We start from the raw sequence: 21,246 nt of genomic DNA, 5'->3' as shown, positions 1-21,246 counted from the left end.
GGGGGATGGGGGGAACGGGTTGAAGCATGCAAAGATAAATAACAAGGCTACTTGATTTGCGCTCTGCAAGATAATTGCTATACCTGTTAATGACTAACCGCTAGTTTATTTCAATAATTAATGAGCTGCTCTGCTTATTCCGAGTGATTGCGCTGTTATATATCACTGTGATGGCACATGGAATATTTTTTAACGTTTAACGGTATGCTGGGAATATCTGTAGATTGAATACAGGGTTGTACATTAGATGCGGTTCGATATTGTTGTGGTAGTTGCTCAAAGCCCATAAAGGCTCAAAAAATTTTTTAGTACGATTTTTTGTATTTGAGTGAATATCATGGTTGACCATAAGGCTTCAAAACGTTAACATGCGCATCTCACCAGTTCCCTGATAGCTCAGTCGGTAGAGCGACGGACTGTTAATCCGCAGGTCCCAGGTTCGAGCCCTGGTCGGGGAGCCAATTAAATATAATCAGGACTTTACACTCAAAAGACCCGTGATTGTGATTATCTACAACTGCTAAATTGCTGCTTGTTTATCTCGATTTGATCGCCATTTCGCGAGTAGCTCGCAACAATTTTAAATATCCCATGTAGTTTCAGACCCTCATTATTCGGGGCGTATGCTTTCGTGTGGTTGCTATGCTGAGAAAGCAGGTTTAATGATTAGATATACATGGTTTTTTGTCTGGTTAATTTCTTGTAAATTTTTCAATGCGTTACCGGATATCTGGCAAAGCCAGAGGTAAAGCAAATCAAAATGACAGAATTGCTGGATAGCGTTCTTGTTTTACTTTCTGATATAGATTGTACAAGTCTCTGAAATGAAATCACGCGCTTTATTCAAGCAGTTCTGATCTTTCAACTTTAGAAGGGAATGGTATATGAGAAGTAATATTCAAACCTTAGTGGAAATCAGTCTCAGAACATCGATCACTAGCAAGCAGAATAATCAGGCATGTGTTTTTTTGATTGCACTGGTACTTTGTATAAGTATGATTTTAGTTCCACTGAGAGCTGTAGCAGCGTCGGACTCCACAGCAGTCAAGTGGCATCCGGGACACTACTACATAATAAAGGGTTCGAGAAAAAACAACACTGAATACTTGTCACAAGTATATAGCGAACTTGATGCAACACCCGCATTGAAGGGAATGATGATCCGGTATTTTTGGATGGATCTGGAAGATTCGGAAGGTGTGTATGATTTTTCATCCATTGATAAACGTCTTGCCGAGCTAACTGCCCGGGGGAAGCGTCTTGTTATTCAAGTACAAACTAAATCATTTAATGGCAGGCAAGTTGTACCCAATTACTTGAAGACAGCCGAATATGAAGGGGGTGAATTTTATACTAGCGACTATGGCAGCACGCAAATAAGAGGACGTAATATTAAATTATGGAAGCCCCAAGTGCGGGATCGCCTGATTGCTTTATTCAAAGCAATGGGAGAGCGTTACAACTCACATCCCAACTTTGAGGGTATCAGCATGATAGAAACTGCGATGGGAAATCCTAAGGAACCACTATCAATTGCACAGGTTGCTGAATTTTATAACAATAAGATCATCGTTCATCAGCAAATGCGTTTGTTTTTTCCTAATACAATGACGATTCAAGAAGTAAACTATCCGCGTTCAATCCTCGCATCATTCGTGGGCAGTCTCAAAGATATCGGGACGGCATTGAGTAGCCCCGATACTTTTATTGAGGAGGAAGGTCTGCTTTATGAAATAACGAAATTTGATCTTGATAAAGGAATTTATAATTACTATGCAGATTTCTCTGGGATGATACCTATGGTTCCAACGGTTATGCCAAAGAATTATGAAAATACGAAAGGCGATGGAACTGGTTATGTGCCAACTATTGCACAGATTTTGGCTTTTGCACGCGATACCCTGCATGCCAATTATATTTTCTGGACCCGGGAAGAGCATTACGAGCAAGTATTGGAGGTGTTAAATCTGAATGCACAAAAAACCCCTGCTGGAGGATTGAATCCTGCATGTCCAGCAGTGTATGCATCTTGTATAGATTAAGGTTTGTTGCATTTCATAGTCTTAAAAGCTCTCTGCGCAACCGTGAGAATTTTGTTGTGTTGATGGGGAATAATTTCCAGATGATACTTGCAATACATTTTTTAGGAGATTCTCCCCTTGTTCCCTTATGCTGCATCCGGTAAGCTATACCGTTGTTTGGGAATAATTATTCTGAATGCCATCAGCTTGTTAAACGCTTTATGTCTTCATCATTCAGGTAAGTCATAGAGTCTTTCACGTTATACACCGAGCGACATATTTATGTCGCTTTTCTTTACCATCCATGAATTCTTCTCTTGTTCCTTGATGTGGCAGGTGGATTGTTTTTTTTAATGGTTTCCTTTAAGAAAAAACAATAGTTTCCTTAATAGGCATATCGTGCCGATTCTATTAAGATTGCGTCGTACCTTGATGTGAAAGGAATTAATAGAAAGTACCTTGGGGGTATTGTTTAACAAGCTGAAACGTACTGTGTTTGTTGACAAATTTGTATGCTGTTTTTGTGCTGATTGAGTATTTTTAGCAGAAGTTCTCTAAGAATGCCCTTTCATTTCATAAGTTATTGACCTATGGATTGACTGGGAGATGTGAGGGGGATAGTTTCATAAAGCTGCACATATAAAACAATATCTCGAATGATGCTTTGATATGGTTAATTTATTTGTGATCCTGGAGCTTAGGGTGCACGAAATCAATATACACAGCCTTGTTTCAAGCTTGTAAAGGAGTTTAATTAGAATTTCCTGGAGCTATTTAATAATTATAATGTTTTTGGGAGAAAGTAATGGACAATGCAATTGCAATGAAAAGATTCGAAGTCATTGTAGAAATAGAATATCACGATGCGTTAATTGAATTACTAAAAAGATCCGGAATACGCGGATATACCGTCATTAAGAATGCAGGAGGACGGGGAGCGCGAGGTCTACGAAATCCTGATGATAGAATTTTACCCGATGAAAATGCCGTGACAATTTTTGCTTGTAAGGAAGATCTAGCACAGAAAGTACTTAATGAGTTGCAACCCGCGATGAAAGGTTTCGGTGGTATATGTATGATTTCAGATTGCCATGCACAAACGCATTTCGATAATTAAGTGCACGCTTTAAAATTATCCCAGTGAAAAATTGTTTGTACCATGTCCAAAAAATTGTTGTTGTCTTCTAGATAGTGTAGTCACGAGATATTTGCCCAGAGAGCGATGCATCTGATTTGTACAGCGGCGAGAAAAGAGGCGGTATTTTTGGCGTATCTTGTGGCGATGCTGCGCCATCTCTTGAGGTGCAGAAAAGCATTTTCTACAAGATGCCGCAATTTATACAATGCCTTATCGTAGAACCTTTGCGCTGCACGGCTTTTCTTTGGAGGAATTATAGCTTCCATGCCCTGTTTTCTTACTTGTTCAATAATCGCATTGCTGTCATAACCACGATCCGCCAGTAAATAATCCGTATCAAGCCCTTCGATCAGGCGGCCAGCCTGCGTGCAATCCGCTGTGGTACCTTGTGTAATAAAAACTCTGACCGGCATACCATGCGCATCCACGGCCAGATGTATCTTGGTATTGAGCCCCCTTTTGTGCGGCTCATGTCTTGATTCCCGCATCTGGCTCCGGCAGCATGAGGATGTACCTTACAATGACTGGCATCAATCGTCAGCCATTCGTAATCCGGGTCGTCAATCAGCACTTCCAGTAATTTTTCCCAGATGCCCTTGTCGCGCCAGCGAATAAAGCGACGGTGCGTATTGCTCCAATCGCCATAAGCCGGCGGCAAATCCCGCCATGGCGCACCCGTGCGCATAATCCAGAAAACAGCATTGATGAATTGCCGGTTATCTCTGGCCAGCCCTCACCAAACGCCTTGGCGTCCAGGCAGATGTGTCTCTAGCCGCGACCATACTTCCTCTGATATGTCATGAGACCTTTGTACGGTTACTACGCGGCACGATAATTGCGTTAAAAATTTGCGAAAAATGCTCATTTACCTCGTGTAAACTCCGCTTTTTCGCAAATTTTTGCCTTATTCTGGTACCGCTCATGACACCGTGCAAAGGTCTCGTCATGTCTGCGGTGTGAATATGTCATATGAAATCCTTGTGTTTTTACAAGAATCTCATAGTTCTAATCTCGTGACTTCATTATCTAAAGAGCCGCTGAACAATTAGCGGTTTCCAGATTTTTTGGTACTACTGCCAGTTTTTTGAACACGGATTCGCGGCACTTTATTCTTCAGCGACAATTTGACGCCGAATTTCCCCCGTTTCCGCTCATCGTCTGCCGCCGGGGTATTTTGAGCGGCCTTATTCCTCAACTGGTCAGCAGTCGCCTGCGCAGCAGGTACAGGTTGGCCAAATCCATCATCAGTATATTTACCTGGACAGCATTCTTCATCAGTCCGCGGTGCGGGGCCGGGTGAATCCAAACTGTCGTGCCCCGCGTTTGTATTCATCACTGGTGTAGCCCGTATCGCCAAAAGTAACCTCGTCTTCCACCCACAGCTGCTTGGACAGGATGTTGATATCGGCTTCATTGGCAGCGGCAATTTCAACCGTATGCGCCGCTCCGGAATCCACGTCTACCTCAGCATGCACTTTCATGCCAAAGTGCCCGTGCTTCCCCTTCTTCGTCTGATGCATTTCAGGATCACGCGCCCGTTCCCGTTTCTTGTGATTGTAGTCAAGCTCCACAAAGCTCGATTGGCATGACATGGTGTATGTAAAAAAATATCAGAAAACACGATTGTCCCAAACTTCGGGATTTGTTCAGCATTTTCTTAGCGAGATAAATGCTTTTGTTCAACCAACTTCGGATGCAGTGATCCACACAGCAAAGCCTTTGGGTTCAACATCACGAAAAAAGCTTGGCCCCGTTTCTGCTGCAATTAATCTGACAAGAACATTCCTACATATATTAGGACATATTCAGTACAGTGTTACTATAAAATTACAGCGGCCTGTCACTTATTATTTGAGAGCTATGAGAATACTATGCAACAGATAGAAACTAGAGTCTGATGGCAAAATTTGAGGTAGCAAGTTAAAGAACGATATAGCGGGTTGGTGGATAGCGTGATTTGTTATAAGCAATACTCTGTATGCAAAAGCTCCAATCAGTCTATCAATCTTTAATGGCCGTATTTGGTAACTGCAATAGAGTATTCATTACTTGCATACCTATTCGCCCGCTGTAAGTTAAGACCTGTTATGAGAAAAAGTCGATTTCAGAGAAAACTATCATCGAGTATTGATCGTCAAAGGGTACGTCTGTGTCATAACTCTCGTATCTCGGGACGTTTGCCACTGACTGAGTTTTAAAGCTACAAAGTTGCGATTTTTATCACACTGATCGGTATTAAACAAACATACAATGTAAGCCTTTTTTTAAATGCTTAATTTTTAAAATACATTTCATTAGCAGCGAGTAGAATTTTAATATTTTTATAATATACAATTCGATGACATTTCGACAATAGTTAATAAATTAATCATATTAAATAATAATCAATTGCTTAGTATTCACAATCATTTTAATCTCTGCGGGTTTAATTCCCCGCCCCCTTGGGGCGAAAGCTGGTTGAAAACCAGCAGATTGTAGAGCGCAGTTAATACCCCGCTGCTTGCGGCGGGGTGCTTTATTTAAATAGAATCAAGCGACTTATATAAATGGCTAAGAATGACCATAAGAAATTAAATTAAGAATTTAAACGTAACTAAACGCAAGCATATAATATATTAAACAACCTATTGTAATTATTGACTAATAATGATAAGTAATTATATCTACTAACCAGAGGTACAAGAATGAAAACTAGTTTTTTTCAATATCCAGTAACATTATTTACCCTCCTCATACTACTATGTATCAGTAGCAATAAAATTCATGCCCATAATCCGCATGATATGGTATTTGGATTAGGTATTTCCCCTAATTATGCTACTGATAAGACTCTCTTTCTGTCCACCGATGCAGAAGCGACTTCAGATCAATATACAAACATTCTGCGATCAACTGATGGTGGTACGACATGGACTCGATTGCCAAACGGGTTGGATAATGTATTTGCAGAAATCTCTATTCGCATCTCACCAAACTATGGTACCGATAATACGGTTTTTGCCACAACCAGGGGAGATGGGGTGTATCAATCCTTGGATCAAGGAAATTCCTGGCAGCTTTCCAATACCGGGCTTCTCAATCTAAAAATAAAGGAATTGACTATAGCCAAATTCGGAAACAATGATTACGTGGTTTTCTTAACTACAATGAATGGTCAGCTTTACCGGCGTTCCAGGGCAGCAACCACCTGGACTAGAGTACAAAATTCAACTCTAGGCATACAGTTGGTAGCCGTATCACCCAGCTTCACAACCGATCTGACGGTCATTACTGTCAATAAAACAGGTAATCTGCAGAAATCTACTGATGGAGGTTTCACTTGGAGCAGTATCGGAAATATTGCAGGAACAACCTTTTATGACATCGCAATGTCAGGAGGGAACCCTAAAGAAGTATTTCTGGCTACTGCTGACGGAATCTATTACAGCAATGATACGGGCGCAAGCTTTACCCTCAAACCAGCCAATTTGCCATTGGAGGCAATTAATAATGTCTCACTATCTCCAAACTATTTAACTGATCGCACCGTTTTCTGTACCAGCTTAACAAAGGCTGTATATAAATCAACGGATGGCGGCGACAGCTGGACTTATCATGCATCCGGAGCGGCAGTTACCGGACAAACTGCTGCATTGGAAGAATTCAGTGAGCTGCAGGTATCCAATACATTCTCAGCAGACCAAACGGTCTTTCTGTCGGCGTATGATGGGCTTTTCATTTCGAAAGATGGCGGTATTACTTGGGCACAAAAACAAACCCGAAAAAATCTACTCACCGGATTGGCCTTGTCACCTAACTTCATCAATGATCAATCCGTGATCGCAACAACATACTTCGGTGGGGGTATATACACTTCTAGCGATCGTGGTACGACATGGACTATGGATAGAACGGGGTGGCCAGTTCCAATTAGTCTGAGTCTTCCAATGAGTGCTTTTGATGTCAATTTTTCTCAGAATCAATCAGGTTCGCCTACGGCAGTTGCCTCACGGAATACTGGGCATATTGGATTTTCGAACGATTTCGGACAAAACTGGACTACAAAATTTATTCCTAAAATTACTGAGATATCGCCATTTGCGGTTTTTATCAATGCATTCGTTTTATCGCCCACATTTGAAACTGATCGGGAGATCTATATAGGGACAAGATCACATGGAATTCTTCAAACCCTTGATGGTGGTAACAGCTGGCGCTGGCTGCGGGGTGTCCCTACTACATCCCATATTGTAAGCCTGGCTATTTCACCCAACTACGCGAATGATCGTACAGCTTTTGCCGCAAATCGTGCTGGAAAAGTCTGGCGCACAACGGATGGTGGTAACAGCTGGTTACAATCACAGAGATTCGAGTCAATCACATTACGTGGCCTACCGGGACAGCAGCATTTATCAATTGCCGTTTCCCCTCAATACGCTACGGACAAATTAGTCTTTATCGGCACAAGTAATGGCTTATATCGTTCAAAGAATGGGGGCAATGTGTGGACTACAATGACTCAGAACCATATAGGTCCAGGGAACGCAATCCATCAAATTGAGTTTTCTCCCAATTTTTCCAATGATCGACTTATCTTCGTCAATGTCCATGGGAAAGGTTTGTATAAGATTACACTTAATAATCAAGGAAATATAGCAGTATCTGAAAATATAGGCACTTCATTGTTGCAAGAAAATATTCAATTTACTGAATTCCGTCTTTCTCCCGGCTTTGCGCTTGATGCCACTATTTTAGGCGTTGCACGAGATAGTACTTATATTTCAACCGATAGTGGCCTGACTTGGGCATTAGCGGGTAAGGTTGAATGGTAATACGCTGATTCCAGTAATTCCCAATTAGTAACCCTTCCCTCGCTATAAACAGGAGAAGGGTTACTTGTCATTAAACAGAAAGGCTGAGCTGATTCATGTGGCCTGCTCTGTATTGATTATGGTATCCCTGTCATTAATTCCTCTCGCCGGCAATTCGAACCAAAAAGTACTTCCGACACCCAATTCACTTTTCACACCAATGCAACCACCCATCATTTCAATGATTCGGCGCGTAAGCGATAATCCTATCCCTGTACCTTCAATGGCGCTACCTGCAGCATCAAGACGATTAAAAGGTTGAAACAACTCTGTCAATCTATTAGCAGCAATACCAATCCCAGAATCGATAACAATAATTTTTAAATATTCCGGGTTATCCGAATTCTTGAGTTCGATATGCACCCATCCGCCTTTACGGTTGTATTTAATCGCATTGTGAATCAAATTGAGGATAATTTGTTTGAATCGGATTCGGTCAGTATATAAAACCTTATCCGCCATTCCACTGTGTGTCAGTTTGATATCCTGCCCATCTGCTTGTATTTTCACCAAATTGATGCATTCCTCAACTACGGTACAAATATCAATCCACTCGGGTTGCAAATCTATGCGTCCCGATTCAATTTTTGCCAAATCCAGTACCTCATCGATTAATGCAAGCAAATGAACGCCCGCCGACTTGATTCCTTTAACGTATGTCAAATGACGGTCATCCAAACCCTCCAACTCAAGTAATTGACTAAAACCAAGAATCGCATTCATAGGCGTACGTAATTCATGGCTCATGCTGGAAAGAAATTCGGATTTAGCCTTATTTGCCCGTTCCGCTTCATATCGAGCCGTAATAAGCGACAGCTCTGCGGCTTTGCGCTCGGTAATATCTTCAACCATCGACCAGATTAATTTTCGACCAGAAACATCGTAGATCACTATCCCATAAAGCTGAACCGGGTAATGACTGCCATCCTTGCGAATATATTCTTTTTTATAGGAACAAAAACTACCTGTCACTTGCATACTTTCAAGCTGTTGGGCCTCCTGTATCGCATAATCTTTAGGTGTAATGTCCCAATAAGTAAGGTTTAACAATTCCTCTCGCGTGTAACCGGTTGGAACCAACAATGCATCATTGACTTCAATAAACTTTCCTGTTTCATAATCATTCAACGCGATACCAATGGGGGATATTGCGAATAAAGCTTTAAGCCGGGCCTCGTTATCCCGTTCCTTTTGTTGAAACTTGGCAATTAAAACAACGGGTAATAAAATTAAAATGCCTGTGAATACCAAACCCAAGCGAAAGACAATACCCTCGTTGCCAGTGACCGACCACCCTCCTTTAGGAATGGCAGCGATCTGCCAAGAACCATAGGGTAAGGAAATATCCAGCAACACAGGATTTTGCACAAATAATTGATCAGTGCCGAAAAAAACTTCGCCTGCTTTACCTAACGCATCTTTGCCTCGGATCGAAATATCAAATTCTTTCACAAAATCCAATAAGCCACTTGCTTGATATAGTTTATTCACATCAATCACGGCCGAGATCATGCCCCAGAAAGCTTTCTTTTCGGATTCAGCATTATCAAGAAATACCGGAATCCGCGCGATAAATCCCAATCCGCCCTGAACCAAATCAACCGGCCCCGCGATAATAAGATGTCCGCTATCCCGCGCACGCAATACCGACTCAAGCTGCTGTGGATGTTCCCGGAAATTTAGACCTATTGCCGCCTCGTTGCCTTCAACCGGATACATATAACGTATTATCAAGTCAGGAGCAGCACCAATATTACGAAGCTGTGATCGGCCTTTAAATAAATATTGTGCTAATTGGGCAAATTTTTCCAGCGACAAATCCGGCTCAACAGAGATAGATGCAGCGAGCCCCTGTACTAGTTGAGCATTACTGGTGATTTTTCCTTCCAGGTCAGCACGTAACAAACTTAAGCGAATTAATGCCGCATCACGTATTTCACGTTCCAGATTACGTGAATGTAGGTGATCCGCATAAAACCCTATCACTAATAAACAAATCCCAACCAGAACAGCCGGAAAAAAGAACAATTGCCTTTTATGCAGAAAAGTCTGAAGACAAGCTACATTGTTACTCATAAACTGGAGCTTAAAAGACTGTCGATACCATGGAGAATGAGCACATAACGATCGAAGATTTAAATTTGCGTTGTATTGGATTGCAGGTCATGAACCACTTACCCTTCTCATTATGCCCGTATCTTCGCAGACAGATAATTATGATTAGAAATTATAGCTTGTATACCGCCAAGCCAAAATCTCCACACTACTAGTTGATCAGTTCACTTATTCATCGATCTTGTTTTAAATAAAAAAACTCAGAAAAGATAACCTTTCACACTTCTATTCATTTTCTACTTATTTCTTTTGTTTTCTATAATGATAAATATCAACACTGCTCAGTAATTCTAGATGTAATTTACTTCAAGCATCAAGATAAATAATTACCCTGGCCATCCTATAAGAATACCCAGGATCCTATTATTTGTCTTATTTTTAATTGATTAAGAGTCATCAAGATGAATAAAATTGTATATCAAGAAATGGTAATCCATTGCGGGAGCATACTGTTATGATTAACCCTATTGATTTAAAGCAATCCCTCGAGCATATCCATACACTTCCCGCCATGCCGGCTATTGCAAGAAAAATGCTTGCATTAGCGTTAAATACCGATGAAGGCGAAACTCAATTACTCAAGCTTATCGCACAAGATCCACAAATTTCTGCACGTATTATCGGCTTGTCAAATGCTTCCTTATTTGGTTCACCCGGCATGATTTCTTCAATCAGCGATGCTGCCATGCGTCTAGGATTAACACAGATTAAAACTGTCGCTATCGGCATGGCAGCCATTTCAGCATTCACCAGGTCGCCCGAAGGAAAGCTGAAAGCGAGGGATTTATGGACTCACAGTCTCACTATCGCTTCTGCAATGCGCACCATCGCCAAACACATGCCCCCACGAATCCGCCCGATGGAGGATCAGATTTTCCTTGCAGGTCTCTTGCATGATATTGGCTATAACGTTTTAAGCTTCATCGCTAAAGATCTCAGCGATACACTTCACGAAAGATTGAGAACAACTCCCGAAGCATCACTATTAGAGATAGAACATGAACTACTGGACACAGACCATGGTGAGATCGGCGCACAACTTGGCACTCATTGGGAACTACCGGCGGAAATTATCGCCGTGATACGCTACCACCATATACCCGACAAAATGGATTCGGAAGTGGATCAATCCTTAGTCAGACTGGTTAATATCGCAGAAAAATTACTGCCTGACTTAGGGATTTCTGAACACGCTGCACAAGAAATTACTGAGCAGGAGTGGATCAATCTAGGTATCGATCCCAGCGAAGCTGATGCAATTGCAGAAGAAATCCGGGTCATTGTCGAACAAGTCACACAGTTGGCTAATGCTGCTTGAGTACTCAGATTGGGTCAGAATTTTCTGATTTCTCATCTGAGCACTCCAGCAAACAGCTAATCAGGAGAACATAAAATGCGAAAAAGTAATCATCGGTTATATATCGTACAGTTAGCATTTTTTGCTTTTCTTATCCTGACAATCGCATTCACCAGTTCATTAACACACGCAGCGTTTAACTCGCATACAACACAATATATAAACTGCTTCGACTCCCCAGCGAAGGTAATTTAGTTCAATCAGTTAACTTTACAAGCAAATCTGAAAATTTATTTTCGAGCGCTCTACAAGTATCACCTTTGCAAGTGAGCAATTCAGCGAGAGCACTCTGTAAAGAAGCAGAAGATTCACTGGTTAATTTTTCTGCAATATTATAAACAAGATCAGGATCCAACTCGGTATCGTACAGCTCTTTTAAAGGCACTCCCTGGAATGCGGATTCAAAATATGCATAGCTTTTAAATCGAATCCCAGCTTTCTGATCTACACCTGTTTCGATCAGGAATGAGTTTCTGCTAAATGTTGTTTCTCTTGTTGATGCCTCTATCAATGATCGAAATGATCGACCATCGTAGTTGCTTCCAGAAAGCGAAACAGAAGCTAACTCTAATATTGTCGGGAAAAAATCAGTATTGACAACAAGATCGTTACGCACCAAGCCACGCTGAATATTTGGTCCGGCCATTGCAAACGGAACGTGATGAGATTGATCGTACAAATCAGCTTTCCCAACTTTGAAGCGATGCTCTCCAAACCAGTATCCGTTATCAGATGTAAAGATGAGATAGGTTTCCTGCTCTTTAGAAGAATTTTGCAGTTGATCGATTAATTTTCCAATCATTTCATCTACCGATTGTAACGATCTTATTCGCGCACGAAAATTGTTGTCAATCCACTCGATATCCTCTGGCAACAATAAAGAGTTGTTTCGCACATTAAAATTTTTCTTCGAAACATCTTCTTGATTGAATGAGGCAAATCTAGGTGCGGTCATGCCATTAAATAGATTTTTATGTCGCGGAGCGGGTATGGGCTGACGGGGGGTTTCCGTTGATTCAATTGATGCATGGGCAGCATAGGGGGCAATCATCATAAAAAAAGGAGAATCCCCTAGTAGGGCTGTTTCAAGATAATTTCTTGCGTGCATGGCAATAACGTCTGTACCGTATTCTTCAGCGCTATCCCCGTAACTTTTAGTTATTCCATTCTCGTTAAGCTTATAGTTGAAGTACTTTGTGTTGACAAATGCATACCAATAATTCCAACCTGGGGGAATATAGCTTTCCGGATCTACTAAAGCTGATGTTCCATATTCGTTGAAATATTTGCCGAAGAAGGCCGTGTTATAGCCACCTTCCTGCAATTTTGTCGCGATTGTCGCCGACTCCAATCCGGAGTTATAGAATGCATCAAAACCACCGGATGGTCTCACATTGGATCTTACACTATGATTTGTAGAATACTTTCCAGTCAGAAAAGTTGCTCGTGATGGGCAGCAAGCGGCATATGATACAAAGGCATTTGTGAATCGAACGCCATTGACAGTAAAATACTCCTGTGTTCGTGGCATAAAACGTAGGTCATCAGGTGTTATGTCATCTGTCAGTATGAATATGAAATTAGGCTTCGCTACTGCCGAGATAGGTATAGCAAGAAATAAAGCTGACAATACTAGAATTATTGCTAAAAAATTTTTGCGCATGGTTATATAGCTCTCTAATTAATAAGTTTGAAAAAATTTCTCTCACTAAACCAGAATTTTCAAATAAGCCATTCAATTTTCATCATTACTGTAAGAAGTTCATCAATCCCCCTTTTGCTGCGAAACATAAACATACCCCCCAATTCCACCCAGAATAATCCCCAACGGTGCTGCAATAAAGATTCCGATCATGGGGCCTTGATTGGTGTCTTTGGCGATAACCATCGGTCCTAAGAAACCTAACGTAAAAAATAATCCTCCAAGAATTAACGCACCTCCAATGACAGCAACGAGCGTATTTATTTTTTTACCCGCAATCAGTTTCCAGGTAAATCCAGTAGCTAGCACAGCGCAGGCCAGAGAAAAAAGTGTATTAAACCCATTGGAAAAGCTGGTCGTGATTGTAAGTATTGTGTTGATAAAAAACAGCACGGTTAAAAACATTAGAAGCGATACAATTGGTTTTAATATTTGAATCATTGCTCAATACTTTCATTCCATAGATATAAGACGATGCAGCATTGTAAACTATCTCGCCGCATAAAACCTTATGTCTATCATGAGGTTTAATACATAAGGCTACATGTAAAATGAAAATATCAGATCTAAAACGGCGTAAATTATTGCAGTATGGATTCATGAGCTTAGGTGCATTTCTGGGCAACACCTTGCTGCCTTCTCCACTAAAAGCCGCAACTATGTCATTATCGATAGCTACTCACGGCAAGCTTTTGCCGCCGGATCATAATGGTGTGCGTTTACCAGCAGGGTTTACTTCACGTATCGTAGCACATTCAGGTGAAAAGCTTTTTGACTATACGTGGCATGCCGCACCGGATGGCGGCGCCACCTTTGCTTCTCCAGATGGTGGCTGGATTTATGTTTCCAACTGCGAGCTGGAGAATCAAGCAGGCGGTGCAGGTGCGTTACGTTTTAATGCACAGGGAGAACTGGTTGATGCGTATTCGATTTTGACCCAAACCGACCGTAACTGTGCAGGTGGGCATACGCCCTGGCAAACATGGCTATCATGTGAAGAAACCGATAAAGGTCAGGTATGGGAATGCGATCCGTTTGGTTACAAACCAGCACAGGCCAGAAAATCCCTAGGCTTATTCCGGCATGAAGCTGTTGCGGTGGATACGCGCAACAAACAGCTATATCTGACTGAAGACAAACCGGAAGGTCGATTTTATCGCTACACTGCTCATTCATTCGATACTGTCGGCAATCCCAACCTGGATGACGGTGTTCTTGAAGTTGCCGAGGTAATTGATGACGGCATCGGTACAGTCCGCTGGCATGCGCTGACAGATCCATCGGCGGCCAATATGCCAACACGCAAACAAATCCCCCATAGCACTGCATTCGATGGCGGTGAAGGCATCTGGTATCACCAGGATTTTATTTACTTTGCTACCAAGGGAGATGATTGCGTATGGGTTTTTGACATACAGAAACAGCGTCTCAGCATCCTCTATAATGCAGCATCATGCCTCTCACCGGTGTTAACCGGTGTTGATAATATTACCGGCAATACCGCAGGTGAATTGCTCGTGGCTGAGGATGGCGGTAATATGCAAATTGTAGTGCTATCTGGAGATGATGTTTTACCCTTATTACAAGTAATTGGTCATGATCGTTCAGAAATAGCCGGCCCGGCTCTGAGCCCAGATGGATCACGGTTATATTTCAGTTCTCAGCGAGGCAAAACCGGAAATAGCGCGGATGGTGTAACGTTTGAAATAACCGGTCCATTCTGATGTGATTTTTCGGGTCTTCAGGAATCCGACAAGACTTCCAGCGTTTGATGTTTCCACAACTGATGGAGAAACTGTTGCCCCAAATAAAAAAACAGAACAAGCAATAACCTCTCCTATAAATTATCGAGAGCCCTATGCACGGTCATTCCCTCGGTTATAGGATCGGGCGTTACAATTATGTTTTAAACCAAATGTATTGAAGTGTTGACTATGAGTTTTTCGGAATATGACGAACCCGCCGCACTCGGAAAGGGTATTTTCTGAAGTAGGTTAATCAATTGATAGACTGGAACACTATCGAGAAAGCGATCGCTGTACATTACGCACCGATGTGGGAGATACAGCAGGGCGTCCGGCCATTCTGAATTTGTTGGAGAAAGCCCATATCCAGCCAGGAGCCCGCATCCATGCCGCCAAAGCATATAGCAGCCAGAAACATCGCGATGTTCTGAAATCACACGGCATTAAAAACGGGATTCAGGATAAAGCCGCGAAGAACCATTCAGTCACGCGTCGGCAATTACAATGCAACAGTCTGATCACAAAGCCCGGAATGTTGTAGAGCGCACCTTCGGTAGTCAGGCACGTTGGTTCAATGCCAAATCCTGTGTTACCGTGACTTAGCATTAGTGCATGCCGGACATATGCTATTGGCGATGGCGTATAACCTGAAAAGGCTACCCACAATCTTTGCTGATCGCCGAATGATCAGCAAATAGAGGGTTTGACCGGAAATGCCTGGTTTAGAGTGATTGCTTATGGCTCATTAGTGGAGAAATGACTAAGAATCACCCGATCAGTCAAAAATAAACCCGCAATTGCATCGAAATGATAAGGTTGCGGCATTTTGTAAAGACCTTAAGAAGTATAACAATTCACATGAAAAAACGATTGATACCAAAATATAATATTCATTGGTATTTGTGGCAGAAAGCCTTTTCGGTTTTATATGAATTCCAAGGCGGAATCCGGATGAAGCGCAGAGAGTATATAGGCGTGAGTAGGAATTTAAGGTAGCGTAACTAGCAAGTAAAGTTCTAACACAATCGGAGGCGGTTTAAACAGAGATCGCGCGGGGATATGAAATTTCTATTGGTATTAAAGATTAAAGGTCTGTAGGAACGATAAACTGATCCTACAGAGGTCTTAAGTCAATTCACTGACATTGAACGATAAACAATGCCAATAATGCTTTTCAGAGCGGCTATTTAATTAGCAGGAAGCTCATTACGGCCTTCAGCCGGTTTGCCTTCATGAGTCGTTCCGTAACCTTCTTCCTTAGCGCTTTCCGGAGCCGTAGGTTTACCGCAAGCTACTAATGTCAATGCAAAAATTGTTGCTGCAAAAAATTTTAAAAGTTTCATTTAATTAACGTTCTCTTTAATAAATTGATAAGTACTACATCTGTGAATTTGTCACACCAAGACTATAGCACATTGCAAGCGTTTATCTTTTGGAAAACGGTTAATATATCGAATTAAATGAAGGCAAACACAAGTGCTATTAAATTAAAATCAGTGAAATCATGAGTATAAAAATTCTTGTCGTGTCGATTAGAGTCGTTATGTCAGCCATTTATTCGTATCGAAGCGCATCGACAGGTTTCAGTGAAGCCGCTTTTTGAGCGGGGTAAAAACCAAAAAAAATGCCGACTGCGGAAGAGAATAAAAACGCCAAACCAATCATTCCGAGAGTAATGACAATCAACATATCAGCAACCTGACTGACCAGCCAGGCCCCGCCAATGCCTATGAGCAAGCCAATTAAACCGCCCATGATACAAATCATCATCGCTTCCAATAAAAATTGTGTAAGAATGGCGCGTTGATTGGCCCCAATCGCCATGCGAATGCCGATTTCACGGGTACGTTCCGTCACCGATACCAGCATGATGTTCATGATTCCGATGCCGCCAACCAGCAAAGAAACCGATGCGATTGCACCGAGTACAATGGACATAATCTTGGCAGCATCGGTGGCAACATCCGCGATGGCGGTTAGATTGCGGACAGTGAAGTCATTATCCTTGCCGCTGGGAATGCGGTGACGCTGACGCAATAATTGCGTAATTTCAATTTCCGCAATATCCATTTCATCCGCAGATGCGCCTTGTACCAGCATATAGCGGATAGAACCGGGAAACTGATTGCCGGTGATTTGCCGTTCGCTGGTAGAGATCGGAACAAAAACATTATCGTCCTGATCCCGTCCGGTGAGACTTTGGCCTTTGGCCATTAACACCCCCACTATCAGAAACGGACGGTTGGTGACGCGTATGGTTTTGCCCACGGGCTCTTCATCGCCGAAGAGATTTTTCGCCGTAATCGATCCCAATACAACTACGCGGGCAGCCGAACGTACATCCGCTTCGGTAAAGGCTGTTCCGGATTCCATGGTCCAGTTGCCGACTTCAAAATACTCCGGTGTAGTGCCGGTAATAAGGGTGCTCCAATTCTTGGCGGCATAGTTGAGTTGCACTGTGCCGCTGGTTACCGGGGCAGTTGCCCGGATCGATGTGAGCTCCGCGATGGCGTGCGCATCATTGATGGTCAAAGTTCTGACACTGCCGCTGCCGAAACTAAAACCGCCGGAGGACATGGCGCCAGGCACTACGAGCAACAAGTTGCTGCCCATCGCCGCGATGGTTTCGTTGATTTTGGTGCGTGCACCCTGACCGATCGACAGCATTAATACGACAGCAGCAACGCCAATAATCATGCCCAGCATGGTCAATCCTGTACGCAGACGGTTCTGACGTAAGGCGCGTAATGCTTCACCAAAGATCGCGGATAGATTCATCGATTAGTTGTGCTTGCTGCGGTAGGGTAACTGTCAATCGTAATGCGTCCATCCTTCAAATGGATCAAACGTTTGGCGTAGGCTGCAATATCGTTCTCGTGTGTGACCAATATGATGGTAATCCCTTGGTTGCGGTTGAGTTGCTCGAATAACTGCATAATGTCATTGCTGGTTTGCGTATCCAGATTGCCGGTGGGTTCGTCAGCCAGAATCAACGAGGGATGATTGATCAAGGCGCGGCTGATGGCGACTCGCTGTTGTTGTCCCCCGGAAAGCTGGTTGGGTTGGTGCATGGCAAAATCTTCCAGGCCGGTGCGGCGCAGGAATTCCAATGCTTGCTGACGACTCTTGGAGCGGCTGACGCCAGCGTAGAGCAGGGGTGTTGCAACATTATCGAGAGCTGTCATACGCTTGAGCAAATTGAATCCCTGAAATACAAAGCCGATGTTTCGATTACGAATTTGTGCTAATTCATTACTGGAAAGTGCCGCGACGTTTCTTCCGGATAACCAGTATGAACCTCTGGTGGGCGTATCCAGGCAGCCGAGTATATTCATCAGGGTGGATTTGCCCGATCCCGAATGCCCCATGATGGCGACAAACTCACCTTGATGAATGGTCAGGTCGATATGATGCAGAACCTGGGTGGTAAGGGTTTGGCCATGCGCATCCTGCAAACTGTAGCTTTTGCAAAGACGTTCTAATTGAATGAGCGACTGAGTGGAGTGTGTGGACTGAATCAAAGGCATCAGAATACGCGTAATTTGAATCTGCTTTCAGATTCTTTTTTATCAGTTACTTCACTGAGGATCACCTTATCCCCTATTTTGATTTCGTTGCTGATAATTTCGGTGAAATTGCCATCGGTGATTCCGGTTGCAACGGTAATGGGTGAAGGTTGATTTCCCGTCAGCAGATAGACAGTCGGTTGTTGCGAGGGTTTGGTCATTTTCCCACTTTCACCTGGCTCTGTGTCTCTCGGTTGAAATCTTAAGGCTGCATTGGGGACTCGCAGTACGTCGTTTTTTTGCTTGACGACAAAATGGATGTTGGCGGTCATTCCGGGTAACAATGTGCCATCATCATTATCAACCATCGCCACAACGTTATAAGTCACGACGTTTTCCTGGATGGTCGGATTGAGCCGGACTTGCTTGACCGTACCGGAAAATTTCCGCTGCTGAAAGGCATCTACAGTGAAATTTATCAATTGGCCGATATGCAGTTGTCCGATATCCGCTTCGGCCACACTGATGTTGATTTGCATTTGCCGCAGGTCTTTGGCGATTTGAAATAAAATCGGGGTCTGAAAATTCGCAGCTACGGTTTGACCGATGTCGACATCCCGTGCGATGACGACACCTGAAATCGGTGAACGAATCACACTATAATTGAGATTGGCCTGATCCCGTTCGACCTGGGCTTTGTTAATGGCCAGTTGCGCGCGTGCGGCTTCAGCTTCCTGCTCAATGATTTCTAATGCTTCGGATGAAATGAATTCCTTTTCCTTTAATAACCGATGACGCCTTAATTTACTTTCAGCAATTCTCAACGCAACTTGCGCATTGAGAAGATTGGCTTTGGATTGCTGCAATTGCGCACGTAATATGGCGGGATCGAGCTCAGCCAGAATCTGCCCGATTTCTACCTGATCATTAAAATCTGCATGCAGTTTAGCGACCGTTCCGGATACCTGCGTGCCTACGTTGACCAGCACGACAGGTGTAAGCGTACCATTGGCGGAGATGGTTTGTATGATATCGCCACGTTCTATGCTCCGGGTTTTATATTTGCTCGCTGAAGATTCGTTGGTGTCACGGGTATACCAATAGAGGGCGGCAATGATAGCCAGTATTAGAACAATGATGATTTTTCTTGTGCCAGCAATACTCATTTGCGAGATTTATTTTAAATTCAATGGGACCGTCCGATCAGTAGCAATAGGCAACTCGGGAATGCACGGCGAATATAGCGTTTAAAATTCTCCGGGTACTTTTATTTTTCCGCTTTATCTGCTTCTTCCCGGAGTATTTCTACCTGCTTCAAACGTGCTTCCACACTGGAAAGCTGATAGAAATTACCATTGCTGTTTTGTAGCGCGGTTTTCAGTTGATCAACAGCGCCCGCGTAGTGCCCTTTTAGCAGATAAGACTCGGCGAGCGCACGATGCTTGAGCATTTTATCACCTAATAGCTCATAACATTGGGCTTGCAGGCTAAACAATTGCGCATCATTCTGGATCAGTTGTAATTTCTGGGTAATAAATTCCAGCGCTGTCTCAATTTGATGGTTTTCTATTAAGGCTTGTGCATAACCATGAATGAGTGCCCGATATTGGGGGTAAATTTTTAATGCAGTTTTGTAGGCATTGAAAGCTTCGGCAGTTTCTCCATTGGTGAGTTTAACCCGGGCTGAGAGTGTTTCAATCATTGCACCGGCGATAACATTTTTGGATTCAATCCGTACGGTTTTTCCCAACTGATGATTAGTCAGCGTAAATCCGGTTGGATCGCTATGCAAAAATTGATACAGGAGTGTGAGTTCAGCGTCGGCTTGTTTGTATTTTTTAGCGCGCAATAGCGCATGAATATAGCCATAACGTTCAACCGCCTCATTGCTATAGCGTTTCTCGGTCAGGCGCGTTTTGAATTGCCGCACGGTATCACGTGCATTGCCTTGCAATGCGCGTAATTTGGCGCGTACCAGTAGAAAATCGAGGCTATCCGGAACTTGCCGGTAAGGCATTTCACGTGTGCGATTCTGAATATCCGCGATGCGCTCATAGGTGATCGGGTGTGTGCGCAGATAAGAAGGCGCGCCATTTTCATGAAAACGCCCCGCTCGTTGCAAGCGTTCAAAGAAAGCTGCCATGCCTTGAGGATCAAATCCTGCGTCTAATAGAATACTTAAACCGATACGATCTGCTTCTTTTTCATGGTTACGGGTGAAATCCAGCTTTGATTGGATCATGCTGGCCTGTGAGGCAACCAATACGGCCTGGCTTGCCTGAGCGTCAGCGCGCGAGGCGACGATGGCGACTGCCAGAGCCGCTATATATTTGACCAGATCGTATTTCTGCGCAGCGATCATACGAGCCAGGTGTTTTTGCGTGACATGCGCAATTTCATGCGACATTACAGCCGCTAATTCGGATTCGCTTTGCGCGGCGATGATCAGACCGCTGTTGAAGCCCATGAAGCCCCCCGGTAATGCGAATGCATTGATTGCCGGATTATCGAGCGCGAAAAACTCAAACAATTGATTGGCATTGGCTTCATTTGAATTGGCGATCAATTTATGACCCAGATTGCCAAGATAGCTGGCAATTTCGGGATCATCCATATAACTGGGATCGGTGCGAATCTGACGCATGATTCGCAGGCCTAACTGCCGTTCCTGATGAGGTGTAATGGAAGCTTGCGATACGTCTCCCAATTCGGGCAACTCGTGCGCTAAGATATTGATTGGAAAATAGATCGATAGCGCAATTATCAAACAAGCTAATTTCATGATAATAGGATATCGATTTGTTTTACGAGT

Annotated in this window: 15 protein-coding genes, 1 tRNA gene and 1 pseudogene; 7 read left to right on the top strand and 10 right to left on the bottom strand. The window is 43.1% G+C overall.

The window, feature by feature from the left end:
* Positions 1-385: 385 nt before the first annotated feature.
* The 3 genes from CPG39_RS06630 to CPG39_RS06620 all read left to right on the top strand — a co-directional run bounded on the left by CPG39_RS06630 (position 386) and on the right by CPG39_RS06620 (position 3,138).
* Positions 386-461: transfer RNA gene (locus CPG39_RS06630), tRNA-Asn, on the top strand.
* A 423-nt stretch (positions 462-884) separates the two neighbouring features.
* The gene (locus CPG39_RS06625; protein WP_096292610.1) at positions 885-2,042 is read left to right on the top strand and encodes a glycoside hydrolase; all 1,158 of its coding nucleotides are present in this window, start codon (positions 885-887) and stop codon (positions 2,040-2,042) included.
* Between the two features lie 784 nt (positions 2,043-2,826).
* Positions 2,827-3,138: a P-II family nitrogen regulator gene (locus CPG39_RS06620; RefSeq protein ID WP_096292609.1), complete on the top strand. Its 312-nt coding sequence runs from the start codon at positions 2,827-2,829 to the stop codon at positions 3,136-3,138.
* Positions 3,139-3,218: 80 nt separating this feature from the next.
* On the opposite strand, the pseudogene CPG39_RS06615 reads toward CPG39_RS06620, so the two are convergent.
* Both CPG39_RS06615 and CPG39_RS06605 read right to left on the bottom strand, forming a co-directional pair.
* A pseudogene (locus CPG39_RS06615) lies at positions 3,219-4,024 on the bottom strand (IS5 family transposase).
* 409 nt (positions 4,025-4,433) lie between these two features.
* On the bottom strand, positions 4,434-4,730 hold the full coding sequence (locus CPG39_RS06605; RefSeq protein ID WP_172424088.1) for a transposase: 297 nt from the start codon (positions 4,728-4,730) through the stop codon (positions 4,434-4,436).
* 1,113 nt (positions 4,731-5,843) lie between these two features.
* Here CPG39_RS06605 and CPG39_RS06600 point away from each other — a divergent pair.
* Positions 5,844-7,970, top strand: a complete 2,127-nt coding sequence (locus tag CPG39_RS06600; RefSeq protein ID WP_096292606.1) for a WD40/YVTN/BNR-like repeat-containing protein — start codon at positions 5,844-5,846, stop codon at positions 7,968-7,970.
* Between the two features lie 93 nt (positions 7,971-8,063).
* Here CPG39_RS06600 and CPG39_RS06595 read toward each other — a convergent pair whose 3' ends face one another.
* Complete coding sequence (locus CPG39_RS06595; protein ID WP_096292605.1) at positions 8,064-10,085, bottom strand: ATP-binding protein; 2,022 nt, start codon at positions 10,083-10,085, stop codon at positions 8,064-8,066.
* A gap of 493 nt (positions 10,086-10,578) precedes the next feature.
* Here CPG39_RS06595 and CPG39_RS06590 point away from each other — a divergent pair, with 493 nt between their 5' ends.
* On the top strand, positions 10,579-11,442 hold the full coding sequence (locus CPG39_RS06590) for an HDOD domain-containing protein (RefSeq protein ID WP_096292604.1): 864 nt from the start codon (positions 10,579-10,581) through the stop codon (positions 11,440-11,442).
* A 235-nt stretch (positions 11,443-11,677) separates the two neighbouring features.
* On the opposite strand, the gene CPG39_RS06585 is transcribed toward CPG39_RS06590, so the two are convergent.
* Together CPG39_RS06585 and CPG39_RS06580 are read right to left on the bottom strand one after the other, a co-directional pair.
* Positions 11,678-13,144, bottom strand: coding sequence for a sulfatase (locus CPG39_RS06585; protein ID WP_096292603.1), 1,467 nt, complete (start codon positions 13,142-13,144; stop codon positions 11,678-11,680).
* 102 nt (positions 13,145-13,246) lie between these two features.
* On the bottom strand, positions 13,247-13,624 hold the full coding sequence (locus CPG39_RS06580; RefSeq protein WP_231990425.1) for a multidrug ABC transporter permease: 378 nt from the start codon (positions 13,622-13,624) through the stop codon (positions 13,247-13,249).
* 110 nt (positions 13,625-13,734) lie between these two features.
* On the opposite strand from CPG39_RS06580, the gene CPG39_RS06575 reads away from it, so the two are divergent.
* Both CPG39_RS06575 and CPG39_RS06570 read left to right on the top strand, forming a co-directional pair.
* The gene (locus tag CPG39_RS06575) at positions 13,735-14,907 is read left to right on the top strand and encodes an alkaline phosphatase PhoX (RefSeq protein ID WP_096292602.1); all 1,173 of its coding nucleotides are present in this window, start codon (positions 13,735-13,737) and stop codon (positions 14,905-14,907) included.
* 331 nt (positions 14,908-15,238) lie between these two features.
* On the top strand, positions 15,239-15,469 hold the full coding sequence (locus CPG39_RS06570; RefSeq protein ID WP_096292601.1) for a hypothetical protein: 231 nt from the start codon (positions 15,239-15,241) through the stop codon (positions 15,467-15,469).
* Between the two features lie 646 nt (positions 15,470-16,115).
* Here CPG39_RS06570 and CPG39_RS14495 read toward each other — a convergent pair.
* From CPG39_RS14495 to CPG39_RS06550, 5 genes are all read right to left on the bottom strand, one after another.
* Positions 16,116-16,271 (bottom strand): membrane protein, encoded by a 156-nt coding sequence (locus CPG39_RS14495; RefSeq protein WP_013646835.1) that lies wholly within the window; start codon positions 16,269-16,271, stop codon positions 16,116-16,118.
* A gap of 211 nt (positions 16,272-16,482) precedes the next feature.
* Positions 16,483-17,706, bottom strand: coding sequence for an ABC transporter permease (locus CPG39_RS06565; RefSeq protein WP_096292600.1), 1,224 nt, complete (start codon positions 17,704-17,706; stop codon positions 16,483-16,485).
* Positions 17,703-18,455 (bottom strand): ABC transporter ATP-binding protein, encoded by a 753-nt coding sequence (locus tag CPG39_RS06560; protein ID WP_096292599.1) that lies wholly within the window; start codon positions 18,453-18,455, stop codon positions 17,703-17,705. The genes CPG39_RS06565 and CPG39_RS06560 overlap by 4 nt, the downstream gene beginning before the upstream one ends.
* A complete protein-coding gene (locus CPG39_RS06555) occupies positions 18,455-19,600 on the bottom strand; it encodes an efflux RND transporter periplasmic adaptor subunit (protein WP_096292598.1) in 1,146 nt (381 codons plus the stop codon). Before CPG39_RS06555 ends, CPG39_RS06560 begins: the two co-directional genes overlap by 1 nt.
* Before the next feature lie 101 nt (positions 19,601-19,701).
* Positions 19,702-21,216, bottom strand: coding sequence for a M48 family metalloprotease (locus CPG39_RS06550; protein ID WP_096292597.1), 1,515 nt, complete (start codon positions 21,214-21,216; stop codon positions 19,702-19,704).
* Positions 21,217-21,246: the final 30 nt, after the last annotated feature.

The organism is Nitrosomonas ureae (assembly GCF_900206265.1).
GTDB classification, from domain to species: domain Bacteria; phylum Pseudomonadota; class Gammaproteobacteria; order Burkholderiales; family Nitrosomonadaceae; genus Nitrosomonas; species Nitrosomonas ureae_C.
Note: the sequence above shows the minus strand (reverse complement) of the source record. Positions and strands in the feature narration are given on the sequence as shown.